Source organism: Thermus antranikianii DSM 12462, assembly GCF_000423905.1.
GTDB classification, from domain to species: Bacteria; Deinococcota; Deinococci; order Deinococcales; family Thermaceae; genus Thermus; species Thermus antranikianii.
In genome coordinates this window covers 1-13,183 of the sequence record NZ_AUIW01000002.1, presented here as the reverse complement: position 1 = coordinate 13,183, position 13,183 = coordinate 1, and the positions used below count along the sequence as shown (strand labels likewise).

The window sequence follows — 13,183 nt, the reverse complement described above, 5'->3', positions numbered from 1 at the left end:
CCCCGCAAGGGGGCCCTTCGGTTTGGGTAAAGTGAGGCATGGACCTACGCTACCTTCGCTTTTTCCTGGGCAGCCTGACCGCCCTCTTCGCCTTTTACCTGGGGGGGCACTACCTTCTGGGCTTCCCCTTTCCCACCCCGGGCATCCTGGCCCAGCTGGCCCTGGGGGCCCTGGTGGGGGTGGGGCTGGGCCGCATCTACCACCGGATCTGGCCCCTGCCCCCGGTGGGGATAGGCCGGGTGGTGCGGCTCCTGGTCCTCCTTCCTCCGGCCTTCGTGCTGGGGATGGGCTTTACCCTCCTCCTGGGAGGCCAGGTGGCCCTGCACTTCCTCATCCCCCTCCTGGCCTGGATTACCCCGGACTATGGACCCAAGAACGGTCCCACCCCTGAGCGCCCTTCCCGAGGCTGAGCGGGAAGCCCTCCTCCAGGAGGCCAAGGAGGAAGCCCACCCCGCGGGCACCCGCTTCCTGGAGCAGGGCGGGAGGCCGGCGGAGGCCCTCTACCTGGTGCTGGAAGGGAAGGTGGCCCTTCTGGACGGGGAGGAAAAGGTGGGGGTTTTGGAGGCCGGGGAGTTCTTCGGCTTCCCCTCCCTCCTTTCGGGGGAGGCCCCTGCCTTCAGCGTGGAGGCGGAGGGGCCGGTGCGGCTTTTGGTCTTCCCGCAGGCCACCTTCCACCGGCTTCTCGCCCACCCGGAGGCGGCCCGCTTTTTCGGGCAGGGGCTGGCGGAGCGGGTGCGGCTGAAGGCGGCCCCCGACCTCTCCCTTTTCGCCCCGGTGGGGCGGCTTGTGCGCAAGGAGCCCGTCTTCATCCCCCCTTCGGCCACGGTGGCGGAGGCGGCCCGCATCATGCGACAGGAGGGCATCTCCAGCCTCCTGGTGGCTGGGGAACCCCTGGGCATCCTCACCGACCGGGACCTGCGCAACCGGGTGCTGGCCGAGGGCCGTCCCCCCACCACAAGGGTGGCGGAGGTGCAGACCGCCCCCCTCTTCGCCCTGCCGGCGGAAACCCCCCTCTACGAGGCAGTGGCGGCCATGGTGGAGCGGGGCATCCACCACCTGCCCCTCACGGAAGGGGAAAGGGTGGTGGGCGTGGTGACCCACACCGACCTCCTCCTGCACCAGGCGCAAAGCCCCCTCCTGCTCCTGCGGCGGATTGAGCGCCTGGAGCTGGAGCGGTACAGCCTCGAGGTGGCCCACCTGGTGGAAGGCCTCTTCGCCCGGGGCCTGGGGGGGCTGGAGATCGGCCGGGTGGTGGCCTCCCTCAACGACGCCCTGATCCGCCGCCTGGCCAAGGAAGCGGAGGAAGCGCTGGGACCCCCTCCCGTGGCCTACAGCTTCATGGTCTTCGGTTCGGAAGGGCGCCGGGAGCAGGCCCTTTTGACCGACCAGGACAACGCCCTGGTCCTGGCCGAACCCGGGCACGAAGCCTACTTCCAGGCTCTGGCGGAGCGGGTAGTGGAGGGGCTTTTGCGGGCGGGGATTCCCGAGTGCAAGGGGGGGTACATGGCCACCCGCTGGCGGCTTCCCCTGGGGGAGTGGGTGGCCACCTTCCGCCGCTGGATGGAGGCCCCCGAGCCCCAGGCCCTCCTGGATACCCAGATCTTTTTCGATTTCCGCTCCGCCGCAGGAAGCCTTTCCCTGAAGCCCTTGGAGGAAGCGGTTCTGGAAGGAAGCCAAAAAGGTGTGTTCCGCTACCACCTGGCCCAGGCCAGCCTGGCCTTCCGCCCCCCCTTGGGCCTTTTCGGCAGGGTGCGTACCGAGGAGGGCTTTATAGACCTGAAGCGCCACGCCCTCGCCCCCATCGTGGCCCTGGCCCGGCTTTACGCCCTCATGGCGGGAAGCCTGGCCAAGGGCACGGTGGAAAGGCTTAAGGCGGCGGCGGAGGGAGGCACCCTAAGCCAAGAGGGAGCGGAACGCCTCGAGGAGGCCTTCCGTTTCTTCTTCGCCCTGCGCCTGAAACACCAGCTACGGGCCCTGGAGCGGGGTGGAGAGGTGAGCAACCGGGTGCTTTGGTCCAGCCTATCCCCAGGGGAACGGCGGAAGGCCCTCGAGGGTTTCCGGGCCATCGCCGAGATGCAGGAAAGCACCGCAAGCCGCTTCCAGCTGCGATGAAGGAGAGGTCCTTCGCCCTTTTCCTCCTGGCCCTTTTCCTTTTCCTCTTCCCCGTAAGCCTGGTCTTCCCCAGCCCCCTGGGGCCCTGGGGGCTTCCCCCCCTTTACCTCTACCTCTACGGCTCCTGGGGCCTGGTGGTGCTTTTGGCCTACCTCCTGTTCCGCCGACCATGAACCCCTTCCTTCTCCTCCTGAGCCTTTTCCTCTACTTGGGCCTCCTCTTCCTGGTGGCCCTCCTGGGGGAAGGGCGGGGACGCTTTTTGGTCCAAAGCCCCTGGGCGTACACCCTCTCCCTGGCGGTCTACGCCACCGCCTGGACCTTTATGGGAAGCGTGGGCTGGGCGTCCGTGGAAGGAGCCAGCTTCCTCCCCATCTACCTAGGGCCTACCCTGGTCCTCCTCCTCTGGCCGTTTCTTCACGAAAAACTGCTCTCCCTGGCCCGCGCCCACCGCCTCACCTCCTGGGCTGACTTCCTCTACCTGCGCTTCGGCCATGGCTTCCTGGGCCCCCTGGCCGCCGCCTTTCTGGTGGTGGGCCTGCTTCCCTACCTGGCCCTGCAGCTCAAGGCCATCGCCCAAGCCTTTCTCTTCCTCAGCGGCGAGGAGGAGCCCCCCACGGACATCGCCCTCCCCACCGCCCTGCTCCTGGCCCTCTTCGCCATCCTCTTCGGAACTCGCCGCCTGGATCCCTCGGAACGACACCGGGGCCTGGTATTGGCGGTGGCCTTTGAGTCCTTTGTGAAGCTCCTAGCCCTCCTCCTCGTGGGGGGGCTGGTGCTTTGGCAGATGGGGAATCCCCTTCCCAGGATCCAAGGCCATCCCGAGCTCCTCCCCCTCCTCCTCCCCCAGGAGGGCCTTACCGGTTACCTGGAGTGGGCGAGCCTGGTGGTCCTTTCTGGCCTCGCCTTTCTCTTCCTGCCCCGGCAGTTCCACGTGAGCGTGGTGGAAAACACCGACCCTCGGCACCTCCGCCTGGCAGCCTGGGCCTTCCCCCTGTACCTTTTCCTCATCAACCTGCCCATCCTTCCCCTGGCCCTTTGGGGCCGGCTTCTCCTGCCTGAAGGGAACCCGGACCTCTACGTGCTGGCCCTGCCCCTGGAGCTTGGGAGCGCTCCTTTGGCCCTTCTGGCCTTCCTGGGCGGGGTCTCAGCGGCCACGGCCATGGTGGTGGTGGAAAGCCTGGCCCTTTCCATCCTCATTTCCAACCACCTCCTCTCCCCCCTCCTCCTCCGCTTCCGTGCCCTGGGAAGCCTCCTCCTTTGGCGAAGGATCTCCATCCTGGCGGTGATGCTCCTGGCCTACCTCTACTTCCGCCTGGCGGGAGAGGCCTACGCCCTGGTGGCCATGGGCCTCATCTCCTTTGTGGCCGTGGCCCAGCTGGCCCCGGCGGGCCTTCTCGGGCTCCTCTGGAGGGGAGCCACCCCCCAAGGGGCCCTGGCGGGCCTCTTGGGAGGGATCCTCGTCTGGGCTTATACCCTCTTCCTTCCCGCCCTGGCCCGCTCGGGCTGGCTCCCCTCCTTCTTTCTGGAAGGCCCCCATCCCCTCTTAAGGCCGGAAGGGCTTTTGGGAATCCGGGGCCTGGATCCCGTGACCCACGGGTTTTTGGCGAGCCTCACCCTGAACCTGGCCCTGACCCTCGGGGTTTCCCTCTTCACCCGCCGGAAGGCCTTGCAGGAGGAGCGCACCGGGGAGGTGGAGGAGCTCGCCGCCCTCCTCAGGCGGGTCTTGGGGCCGGAGGCGGAGGAAAGCTTCCGCCATCAGGCCCGGGCCCTCCCGGGCCGGGAAGCAGCGAGTAGGCCATCTGGGGGACCGGGGTCAGGCCCCCGGGCCCTCCCGGGCCGGGAAGCAGCGGGACTTGCGGAAACCCTGCTGGCGGGGTCCGTGGGGCCCGCCACCGCCAAGCTCCTCCTCCTCTCCGTCACCCGGGAGGCCCCCCCGGAAGCCCTGCGGGAGGAGGTGGAGGAAGCAGCCCGGGAATCCCGGGAGCTTCGGGCCTACGCCCAGGCCCTCGAGGAGGCCAGGAAGGAGCTCGCCGAGGCTTACGAGCGCCTGAAGGCCCTGGACCAGGCCAAGGACGAGCTTCTGGCTGCGGTTTCCCACGAGCTCAAAACCCCCCTCACCGCCGTACGGGCCCTGGCGGAGATCCTCGAGGCCAACCCCGACCTTCCCGAGGAGGAGCGTGGGCGCTTCGTGTCCCTTCTGGTCAAGGAAACCGCCAGGCTCTCCCGCCTGGTGGAGGAGATCCTGGCCTACACCCGGCTCCAGGCAGGGGTGCCCCTCTCCCGCAGCCCCACGGACCTTCGGGCCCTAGCCGAGGAAGCCCTGGCCCTGGTGGAACCCTTAGCCCGGGAAAGGGGGATTACAATGGAGTCCCATCTGGCGGGGGTCCAAGCCCTCACGGACCGGGACCGGGTCCTCCAGGTGCTTTTGAACCTCCTCCACAACGCCCTGCGCCACGCCCGAAGCCGGGTACACCTGGAGCTTACCCTCACCAACCGCGAGGCCCTCTTCCGGGTCTCCGACGACGGTCCAGGAGTGCCTCCCCAGGCCAGGGCCTTGGTATTCGAACCCTTCCAGAGCTTCTCCGGAGGCACGGGCCTTGGCCTTTTCCTGGCGCGGAGGCTGGTGGAAAGCCTGGGGGGACGGATCTGGTTGGAGGAGGGGGAGGGCGCTACCTTCGCCTTCACCCTTCCCCTGGAGGTGGAGCATGAGGATCCTGGTGGTGGACGACGAGGAAAGCATCCTGGTGCCTTTGGAGTTCCTCTTGAAGAAGGCCGGGCACGAGGTGGTTCTGGCCCGCACGGGGGAGGAAGCCCTCGAGGCCCTATCCCGAGGAGCCTTTGACCTCATGGTCTTGGACCTCATGCTTCCGGGCATGGATGGCTTCGCCGTTTTGGAGCGGGCCAAGACCCTATCCCAAAGGCCCAAGGTCCTGGTCCTCACCGCCCGAGGGCGGGAGGCGGACCGGGCCAAGGCCTTGGCCCTGGGAGCCGAGGCCTTCATGGCCAAGCCCTTTGGCATCCAGGACTTCCTTTCCCAGGTGGAGGAGCTGGCGGGAGGACGATGAGGGAAACCTTGCGCTTTTTGGGAGCCCTTCTTCTGGGCCTCCTCCTGGTGGGGGGGACCGTGGGCCTGGGCCTTTTCCTCCTCCTTCAAGGGGAGGAGAGCCTGAAAAAGGAACTTCTCCGCTTGGCTCAGGCGAAGCTACCCGTGCTCCTTTTCGTGGGCTTCCTTTTCACCTTGGTGCTGGCCGCCCTCCTCTACCCGGTCTTCCTGGGCTACCTGGCCGCCACCCGGGCCCTGGGCCAGGAGGCGGAGATCCTCCTGGCCAACCCTGGCCACCGCCTGCGCCTCCGGGGGCCCTTTGAGCTCAGGGCCCTGGCGGACCTCATCAACCGCCTGGCCCAGGAAAAGGAGGCCTTGGAAAAGGAGGTGGCAGCGCGCATCGCCGAGGCCAAATCCCTCCTGGAGGAGGAGAGGAGGAAGCTTTCCGCCCTCGTCGGCCACCTCCCCCACGGGGTGGTGCTGGCCAACCCCAAGGGCCAGGTCCTCCTCTACAACCAGGGGGCCCGGGAGCTTCTGGGGCAGGGCCTAGGGGTGGGCAAAAGCCTCTTCGGCCTCTTGGACCGGGAGCTCATGGTCCACGCCCTGGGCCTGCCGGAGAAGCGGTTTTTAACCCAGGGTCCCGAGGGACCGCTTTGGCTCCAGGTGGTGCCCCTGGAGGGGGAGGGAGGGTTTTTGGTCCTCCTGGAGGAGGCCCGGGAAAAGGGCGGATGGGATGCCGCCCTCCTCCACCGCCTCAAGGACAAGCTGGCGGGGCTCAAGGCCCTGGCGGAAGCCCTGGACCAGGAAGCCAGGGGAACCCCCCTCGAGCCCCTTCTCAAGACCGCCAAGGCCACCGCCGAGGAGCTCGGCCAGCTGGTGGCCTCCTGGGAAGCCCCGGCCCAGGCGGCGGAGGTATTGGCGGAAGACCTTTTAGCCCTCCTGGCCCAGGCCCTGGAGCGGGAGACAGGGGTTTCCCCAGGGTTCTCCCTGGAGGGGGAAGCCAGAAACCTCCTGGTCCAGGCGGACACCTACGCCTTGGCTCGAGGCCTGGCCGCCGCCTTAAGGGACGAGGAGGAAGCCTTCCTGGAGGGGAGGCGGGAGGGCAACCTGCTCCACCTCACCCTCACCCTGCCCAAGCCCCCTATAAGCCCAGGGGGCGCCCACCCCGACCTTCCCCCTCTTCTCAAGGAGGCGGTGGAGAAGTCCGGCGGGAGCGCTTGGTGGGCAGGATCCCACCTTCACCTCCTCCTCCCCGCCCGGGAAGCCCCCCGGCTTCCCGCCAAGATAGGACCTCCCCCCCGGGCCGAGGTCTTCGACCTCTCCCTGCTCCACGCCCCCGAGGAACTGGAAGAGGCTCCCCTGGAGGGCCTCCTGTACACTGCCTTCGATCTGGAAACCACGGGCCTGGATCCGGAAAAGGACGCCATCATCGCCCTAGGGGCGGTCCACATCCTCGGGAAAAAGGTGCTCCGCCACGAGGTCTTCGAGGCCCTGGTCAACCCTGGACGCCCCATTCCCAAGGCCTCCACCGAGATCCACGGCCTCACCTGGGAAATGCTGAAGGAAAAGCCCAAGCTGGAGGAGGTGCTCCCTGGGTTTCGCCTGTTCCTGGAGGACACGGTGCTCCTAGCCCACAACGGGGCCTTTGACATGGCCTTCCTACGGCGGGTGGGGATCGACCAGCCCCCTTTGGTGGATACCCTGCTCCTTTCCTACCTGCTCTTCCCCGACCTCCAGGACCACCGCCTGGAAACCCTGGCGGAACGCTTCGGCGTGCCCGTGATCGGCCGGCACACCGCCTTGGGGGATGCCCTCATGACCGCAGAGGTCTTCGCAGGAATGGTCCCCCTCCTCAGGGCCAAGGGCTACCGCACCCTGGGGGAGGTGCTCAGGGCCTGCGCCAGATTGCCCCTGGCCAGGCTCAAGTACTGACCGCGAAGCCCCTAACGCAGGCGGAGGGCCCTGCGGCCTATGTCCTTCCGGTACTGGGCCCCAGGGAAGCCCACCTGGGGAATGAAGCCATAGGCCCGGGAAAGGGCCTCCTCCAGGGTTTTCCCTAACCCCACCACGTTCAGAACCCGCCCCCCGGCGCTCACCAGGCTGTTCCCCTCCCACCGGGTCCCGGCGTGGAAGACCAGAACCCCTTCCGGCGGCTCAGGAACATGGAGGGGAATCCCCTTCCTCGGGCTTTCCGGGTAACCAGGAGCCGCCAGAACCACGCAGGCGGAAGCCTCCTCCCGCCAGGCCAGTTCCGTTCCCTTAAGCCGACCCTCCACCACCCTCAGGGCCAAGTCCACCAGGTCATTCCGCAAAAGGGGCAAAAGGGCCTGGGCCTCGGGGTCGCCAAAACGGGCGTTGAACTCCAGCACCTTGGGGCCTTCCTGGGTGAGCATCAAGCCGGCATAGACTACCCCCCGATAGACCACTCCTTCCGCCCTCAGGCCCTGGATCAAGGGTTTCAGGATCTCCTCCTCCACCCGCTTGAGGGTAGCGGCCTCCATGGGGTAAGGGGCCACCGCCCCCATGCCCCCGGTCATGGGCCCCTGGTCCCCGTCCAGCAGGCGCTTATGGTCCTGGGAGGGCAGGAGGGGCAGGATGGTTTCGCCATCGGTCAAGGCCAGCACCGTGGCCTCATCCCCCTCCAGGTATTCCTCCACCACCACCTCCCCCCCCTCAGGGCCGGAGAGAAGGTTGAGGATAGCCTGCTTGGCGGTGTGCAGGTCAAAGGCCACGGTCACCCCCTTGCCCGCCGCCAGGCCGGAGTCCTTGATGACGATGGGTACACCCACGCTCTCCACGTACTCCAGGGCCAGGAGGGCATCCTGGAACACGCGGTACCGGGCCGTGGGAATGCCGTAGCGCTCCATAAGCCTCTTGGCGAAGGCCTTGGAACCCTCGATCATGGCGGCCTTCTGGGTGGGGCCAAAAATCAAAAGGCCCCGCTTCTGGAAGGCATCGGCGATGCCCTCCACCAAGGGGGCTTCAGGACCCACCAGGGTGAGGTCTATCCCCTCGGCCAAAGCCCAGTCCGCCAGGGCCTCCACGTCTCCATTCCAGGGAACCAACTCCGCCAAAGCCGCCATCCCGGCATTGCCGGGAGCAGCGTAGAGCCGATCCACCAGGGGGCTTTGCGCCGCCTTCCAAAGGAGGGCGTGCTCCCGCCCCCCGGAACCCACCACCAGCACCTTCATAGGGGAGATTCTACCCGCCTCAAGGCCTCCTCGGCCCTCAGGCGGACCTCTTCAGGAAGCTCGGCAAGCTCCCGGCGCAGGGCGGGATGGTCCTCCGCCAGGAGGTGGGCGGCGAGGAAGGCCCCCCGGCCCCAGTCCCCCCCTTGGCCCATAAGGGCGGCCGGCACCAGGTCCCCCAGGCCCCAGGCGGAAAGCAGGGCCGCGGCCCGGAGATAAAGGGGCTTCTCCCTGGGAGTGAGCCCCTGGAAGCGGGGCCAAGCCTCCCCAAGAAGGGCCTTCAGGCCCTCCCCGGGAGGGAAGGCCAGTCCCGAAAGCACCAGGCGCACCGCCCTGGGGTAAAGGCGGTGCTCCAGGAAAAGCACCCGCCTCTCCAGGGTTTCCGGGGTATCCCCGGGCAGGACGGGCACCCGCCCCTGGAGGACGATGGGCCCGGTGTCCATCCCCTGGTCCACGAAGTGCACCGTGGAGCCCGTTTCCCTTTCCCCCGCCTCCAAGACCCTCTGGTGCACGTGAAGCCCTGGGTAGGCGGGGAGGAGGGAAGGGTGGATGTTCAAAAGGCGCCCGTACCAGGGCTCCACAAAACCCGGGGAGAGGAGGCGCATGAAGCCAGCCAGGAGCACCAGGTCCACATCCCTGGCCCGCAAAAGGTCCAGGACCTCCCTTTCAAACGCCTTCCGCCCCCGCCAGGGGATGGCCACCGCCTCCACCCCCCGCCTCGAGGCCCGCTTTAAAGCGTAGGCCTCCGGGTTGTCGGAGAGAACCAGCACCACCTCCCCCCAGGGGTTTTGGGGGGGAAAAGCCTCCAGGAGGGCCTCCAGGTTGGTGCCCCGGCCCGAGGCCATAACCGCCATCCGCGCGGGACGGCCCAAGGGAAACGGGCTCAGCATAAGCCTATCCCAGGGCCTCCGGGTGGTGCTTCTGCCAGTAACGCACCAAACCCTGGAGGTTCATGTAGGGGGGATCGGCGAGCTCGTAGAGGCGCACTCCCTCCTCCTCCACCCTGGCCCGCCTCAGACCCTCCCGCCAGTAGGCCTCAAAGCGCTCGGTCATCTCTTCCAGGGGAAGCCCCTCCTTAAGCCGGTGCAGAACCCAGCCCGCCCACTCCTCCAGAACCTCCCGCAAAGCCAGGAGGTGGGCTTCCACGTCCCGGTAAGGACCGAAGTGGGTGAGGTAGAGGACCTCGGGCCTGAGGGCCAGGATGCGGTCCAGGGAAGCGTACCAGCTTTCCAGGTGGATGTCGGGGGGTGGGGTAGGGGGTAGAACCGGCCCAGGGGCGATGCGCACCCCGGCGATGTCCCCGGTGAAGAGGAGGCCATCCACCAGGTAGGCATGGTGGTGGGAAGCGTGGCCCAGGGCTTCCAGGGCCTGGACCCTAAGCCCCCCGAGGTCCACCACCTCCCCATCCTCCAGGGCCCGCACCCGCTCCTGGGGAATCCCTTTAAGCTCCCCCCAGAGGGGTTTCAGCATCGCCCCGTAGATGCGTCCAGCGGAGGCCAAAAGCCTCGAGGGATCCACCAGGTGCGGGGCCCCCTTGGGGTGCACGTACACCGTGGCCCCAAGCTCCGCAAACCGCCAGGCGGCCCCGGCGTGGTCCAGGTGGATGTGGGTCACGAAGACATGGCGGACCTCCTTTGGGTCCACTCCCTCCTGCTTTAAGGCGGCCTCAAGGCGGGCATAGGTGCTTTCCGGCCCCGTTTCGATCAGGACCGGCCCCTCCTTGGACTGGAGGAGGAAGCTGGCGATGACCTTCTCCGCTCCCTGGAAGTGGAGGTCCAGAACCTTCACCATGGGCGCTCCTCCTTAGGGCCGATCCGGGTGTGCAGGGTGCCGATGCCCTCAATGGCCACCTCCAGCCTGTCCCCCGGCTCTAAGGCCCCCACGCCCTCGGGGGTTCCGGTAAGGACCACATCCAAGGGCTCCAGGGTCATGAAGCTGGAGATGTAGGAGAGGATCTCGGCCACGCTGAAGATCATGGCGGAGGTGTGCCCCTCTTGGCGAAGCTCGCCGTTCACATAGGTGCGCACCCAGGTGTTTTGCGGATCCAGATCGGTTTCGATCCAGGGGCCTAAGGGCAAAAACTTGTCGGCGCTCTTGGCCCGGACCCACTGGAGGTCCTGCTTCTGAACGTCCCGGGCGGTGATGTCCACGGCGATGGTGTACCCCAGCACGTGATCCAGGGCTTTTTCCGGGGGCACGTTCCGCATGCGGTCGCCGATGACCACCGCCAGTTCCCCCTCATAGTGGAGCTCCCGGGTAAAGAAGGGGTAGGGCACCGCATCCCCCGTGTTCCAGGGATCCCGCGGGTTGCCGGGGTGGGCCAGGGCGTTGGGGGCCTTCAGGAACAGGCCCGGTTCCTTGGGAAGGTCCTGGCCGAAATCGTGCCCCATCTCCCGGATGTGTTCCCGGTAGTTTCTCCCCACGCACACGATCTTGCTGGGCGTGGCCGGGACCAGAAGGCGCACCGAGGCCAGGTCGTACCGCCTCCCCGTTGGGTTTCCCCCGGGGCCATCCGTCTCCAGAACCAGCTCTCCTTCCAGTATCCCCCAACGGCCTTCGTTAAAACGTAGAAGCTTCATGCCCTAAAGCTACCATCTTCCCGAGAGGATTTGCAGACCCCTAAGGGCCACCAGCAAGGCCACCAGAAGGGCTGCAAGCCGTCCCTCTGCAGGGGCCAGGAGCAAAAGCGCCAGGTAGCCGAAGATGGCCCCGAAGGGAATGGGATAGATGCCCTTACGCTGCCTCTTCCAGTAAAGGAGGTGGTAGATCCCCGCCACCCCCAGGCCCAAAAGGGCCGCCCCCAGGGTTTCCCCGGGAAACCAGGCCAGGAAGCAGCCCAGAGAGGGGGCAATCCCACCCCCGCCCCGGAAGCGGAAGAAAAGGGGCCAGTTGTGCCCTGCCACCACCGCCGCCGCGGCCCACACCCGCCACTCTGAAGGGACGAGGAGAAGGGCCAAGGCTCCCTTGCCCAGGTCCCACAGCACCACCCAGAAGGCAGCCCAAGGACCCTTGCGGCGGAAAACCCCCGAGCCTCCCGGAAGATCCCTGGCTCGCACCTCGGGGAAGAAAAGAAGCCCCCCCACCAAGGAACCCAGGAGGTACGCCAAAAGCACGTGGGCCATGCCCCCATTCTTGCAAAAACCTCCCCCTTGCCCTATCCTGGTTATGGAAGTTTCCATGAAGCGCTTCCACTGAGAGCGGGGAACCAGGCTATGAGCAAGAAGAAACCCACCATCCTCGAGGTGGCCGCCCGGGCCGGGGTCGGCCTGGGCACGGTGAGCCGGGTACTCAACAACCACAAGTCAGTACGGCCAGAAACGCGAGCCCGGGTGTTGAAGGCCATGGAGGAGCTGGGCTACACCCCCAACCCCCACGCCCGGCGCATCGCGGGAGGAAGAAGCTACACGGTCTCCGTCCTCCTTCCCTTCGTGGCCACGGAGTTTTACCGAAGGCTGGTGGAGGGGATCGAAGGCGTCCTCCTGGAAAAGCGCTACGACCTGGCCCTCTTCCCCATCCTCTCCCAGGCCCGGCTCAGGCGGTACTTGGAGAGCTCCACTCTGGCCTTCCTCACCGACGGCCTCATCCTCGCCTCCTATGACCTCAGCGAGCACTTCGAAGGAAGCCGTCTTCCCACCGACCGCCCCGTGGTATTGGTGGACGCCAAGAACCCCCGGTACGACTCCGTTTACCTGGACAACTTCCTGGGGGGTCAGCTGGCCGGGGAGTACCTGGCGCGCTTCCCCGGCCCCATCTTCGCCGTGAAGGTGGAGGAGGAACCCGACCGGGCCTTCCACCACACGGTCTTCGCCGAGCGCCTGGCCGGCTTCCGGGAAGCCCTCAAGGCGGCAGGCCGCCCCTTTCCCGAGGAGCACCTATACACCACCCGGCTTTCCCAGGAAGGGGGGAGGCTCGCCCTCCGCTACTTCCTGGAGAAGGCCTCCCCGCCCCTCAACGTCTTCGCCGGGGCCGACCAGGTGGCCCTGGGCGTTTTGGAGGAGGCGGAAAGGCTTGGGCTTACCGTGGGCAAGGAGGTGCGGGTCTTGGGCTTCGACGGCCATCCCTTCACCGAGGAGGTGGGGCTTTCCACCATCGCCCAGCCCGTGGAGGCCATGGGCGCCCGGGCGGCGCAGCTTCTCCTGGAGAGGATGCAGGGTTATGCAGGCCCTCCTCGGGCGGTCCGGTTTGAACCTCTCCTGATCGAACGGGCTTCCACCCGCACCTCTCCTGCGGTTCCCTACTTGCCTTAGAATGGGCCCGTGCGCCTGGAACACCTGGCCCACCTGGTGCGTTGGCTCATGCTCATGCCCGTGCTGGGGCTGCTCCTGGGGGCCTTTTACTTCGCCTGGCACGCCCTGAGGGAAGCCCTCAGGGCCTTGGGGAGGCCCTTGGAAGAAGCCCTCCCCACCCTGGTGGCCGCCGTGGACCTGGCCCTTTTGGCCGCGGTGTTCCTGATTTTCAGCCTAGGTCTCTTCGAGCTTTTCATCCGCAAGCTGGACCTCCCCCTGAACCCGGACAGACACATGTGAGACGCTGAATGGGATAAAAAGATGGGGAACCGACCCGAGAGAGGAGGTTCCCCATATGCAGCTTACCACGGTTGGCCGAGCGATATGGAAAGGAGCTAGCCAAGGGGCAAGACTGGCCGAGGCCGGGGCAGGCGACCCGGATGTCCAGGAACGCCTGCGCAAGGTGAAGTTGGTGAAAGCCCTGCGGGAGGGCAAGAGGAGGTGGGAGGAGATTCAGGAGCTTTTGGGCATCAGCCGGGCCACCTACTACCGCTGGGAAAGGGCCTTGAGGGAGAAGGGGCTAGCCGGACTAAAGCCCAAGTCCCGCCGCCCCA

General features: G+C 66.9%; 13 protein-coding genes and 1 pseudogene. 9 read left to right on the top strand and 5 right to left on the bottom strand.

Going from position 1 to position 13,183, the window contains the following annotated elements:
* Nucleotides 1-38 precede the first annotated feature (38 nt).
* From G584_RS0101800 to G584_RS0101775, 6 genes are read left to right on the top strand one after another with little or no spacing between them, the layout of a single operon-like run.
* Complete coding sequence (locus G584_RS0101800; protein ID WP_028493069.1) at nt 39-410, top strand: hypothetical protein; 372 nt, start codon at nt 39-41, stop codon at nt 408-410.
* Nucleotides 364-2,112, top strand: a complete 1,749-nt coding sequence (locus G584_RS0101795; protein ID WP_028493068.1) for a DUF294 nucleotidyltransferase-like domain-containing protein — start codon at nt 364-366, stop codon at nt 2,110-2,112. The genes G584_RS0101800 and G584_RS0101795 overlap by 47 nt, the downstream gene beginning before the upstream one ends.
* Nucleotides 2,109-2,285, top strand: a complete 177-nt coding sequence (locus tag G584_RS12775) for a hypothetical protein (protein ID WP_169378066.1) — start codon at nt 2,109-2,111, stop codon at nt 2,283-2,285. The genes G584_RS0101795 and G584_RS12775 overlap by 4 nt, the downstream gene beginning before the upstream one ends.
* Nucleotides 2,282-4,954, top strand: a complete 2,673-nt coding sequence (locus G584_RS11840; RefSeq protein ID WP_245563283.1) for an ATP-binding protein — start codon at nt 2,282-2,284, stop codon at nt 4,952-4,954. The genes G584_RS12775 and G584_RS11840 overlap by 4 nt, the downstream gene beginning before the upstream one ends.
* Entirely contained in the window at nt 4,857-5,177 is a 321-nt protein-coding gene (locus G584_RS0101780; RefSeq protein WP_245563292.1) for a response regulator transcription factor, read from the top strand. The genes G584_RS11840 and G584_RS0101780 overlap by 98 nt, the downstream gene beginning before the upstream one ends.
* Entirely contained in the window at nt 5,174-7,087 is a 1,914-nt protein-coding gene (locus G584_RS0101775) for a 3'-5' exonuclease (RefSeq protein WP_028493066.1), read from the top strand. Before G584_RS0101780 ends, G584_RS0101775 begins: the two co-directional genes overlap by 4 nt.
* Nucleotides 7,088-7,098: 11 nt before the next feature.
* Here the strand turns inward: G584_RS0101775 and purD are convergent, their stop codons facing one another.
* From purD to G584_RS0101750, 5 genes are read right to left on the bottom strand one after another with little or no spacing between them, the layout of a single operon-like run.
* On the bottom strand, nt 7,099-8,346 hold the full coding sequence (purD, locus tag G584_RS0101770) for a phosphoribosylamine--glycine ligase (protein ID WP_028493065.1): 1,248 nt from the start codon (nt 8,344-8,346) through the stop codon (nt 7,099-7,101).
* A complete protein-coding gene (gene purN, locus G584_RS0101765; RefSeq protein WP_211218392.1) occupies nt 8,343-9,233 on the bottom strand; it encodes a phosphoribosylglycinamide formyltransferase in 891 nt (296 codons plus the stop codon). Before purN ends, purD begins: the two co-directional genes overlap by 4 nt.
* Before the next feature lie 4 nt (nt 9,234-9,237).
* Nucleotides 9,238-10,134: an MBL fold metallo-hydrolase gene (locus tag G584_RS0101760; protein WP_028493063.1), complete on the bottom strand. Its 897-nt coding sequence runs from the start codon at nt 10,132-10,134 to the stop codon at nt 9,238-9,240.
* On the bottom strand, nt 10,128-10,922 hold the full coding sequence (locus tag G584_RS0101755; RefSeq protein WP_028493062.1) for a fumarylacetoacetate hydrolase family protein: 795 nt from the start codon (nt 10,920-10,922) through the stop codon (nt 10,128-10,130). Before G584_RS0101755 ends, G584_RS0101760 begins: the two co-directional genes overlap by 7 nt.
* 9 nt (nt 10,923-10,931) lie before the next feature.
* The gene (locus tag G584_RS0101750) at nt 10,932-11,465 is read right to left on the bottom strand and encodes a glycerol-3-phosphate acyltransferase (RefSeq protein ID WP_028493061.1); all 534 of its coding nucleotides are present in this window, start codon (nt 11,463-11,465) and stop codon (nt 10,932-10,934) included.
* A gap of 90 nt (nt 11,466-11,555) precedes the next feature.
* Here G584_RS0101750 and G584_RS0101745 point away from each other — a divergent pair, with 90 nt between their 5' ends.
* From G584_RS0101745 to G584_RS11830, 3 genes and pseudogenes are all read left to right on the top strand, one after another.
* On the top strand, nt 11,556-12,590 hold the full coding sequence (locus G584_RS0101745; protein ID WP_028493060.1) for a substrate-binding domain-containing protein: 1,035 nt from the start codon (nt 11,556-11,558) through the stop codon (nt 12,588-12,590).
* A gap of 48 nt (nt 12,591-12,638) precedes the next feature.
* Nucleotides 12,639-12,848 (top strand): annotated as a pseudogene (locus G584_RS11835) (YqhA family protein); the annotation flags it as partial.
* 76 nt (nt 12,849-12,924) lie between these two features.
* Nucleotides 12,925-13,183 (top strand): helix-turn-helix domain-containing protein (locus G584_RS11830; RefSeq protein ID WP_038050643.1); only part of this gene is annotated, 259 nt, incomplete at its 3' end.

Excerpts from the sequence above, each read along its gene's own strand:
- G584_RS0101795 (WP_028493068.1), top strand. The coding sequence starts at position 364 with ATGGACCCAAGAACGGTCCCACCCCTGAGCGCCCTTCCCGAGGCTGAG.
- G584_RS12775 (WP_169378066.1), top strand. The coding sequence starts at position 2,109 with ATGAAGGAGAGGTCCTTCGCCCTTTTCCTCCTGGCCCTTTTCCTTTTC.
- purD (WP_028493065.1), bottom strand. The coding sequence starts at position 8,346 with ATGAAGGTGCTGGTGGTGGGTTCCGGGGGGCGGGAGCACGCCCTCCTT.
- G584_RS0101760 (WP_028493063.1), bottom strand. The coding sequence starts at position 10,134 with ATGGTGAAGGTTCTGGACCTCCACTTCCAGGGAGCGGAGAAGGTCATC.
- G584_RS0101800 (WP_028493069.1), top strand. The coding sequence starts at position 39 with ATGGACCTACGCTACCTTCGCTTTTTCCTGGGCAGCCTGACCGCCCTC.
- purN (WP_211218392.1), bottom strand. The coding sequence starts at position 9,233 with ATGCTGAGCCCGTTTCCCTTGGGCCGTCCCGCGCGGATGGCGGTTATG.
- G584_RS0101755 (WP_028493062.1), bottom strand. The coding sequence starts at position 10,922 with ATGAAGCTTCTACGTTTTAACGAAGGCCGTTGGGGGATACTGGAAGGA.
- G584_RS0101775 (WP_028493066.1), top strand. The coding sequence starts at position 5,174 with ATGAGGGAAACCTTGCGCTTTTTGGGAGCCCTTCTTCTGGGCCTCCTC.
- G584_RS0101745 (WP_028493060.1), top strand. The coding sequence starts at position 11,556 with ATGAGCAAGAAGAAACCCACCATCCTCGAGGTGGCCGCCCGGGCCGGG.
- G584_RS11840 (WP_245563283.1), top strand. The coding sequence starts at position 2,282 with ATGAACCCCTTCCTTCTCCTCCTGAGCCTTTTCCTCTACTTGGGCCTC.
- G584_RS0101750 (WP_028493061.1), bottom strand. The coding sequence starts at position 11,465 with ATGGCCCACGTGCTTTTGGCGTACCTCCTGGGTTCCTTGGTGGGGGGG.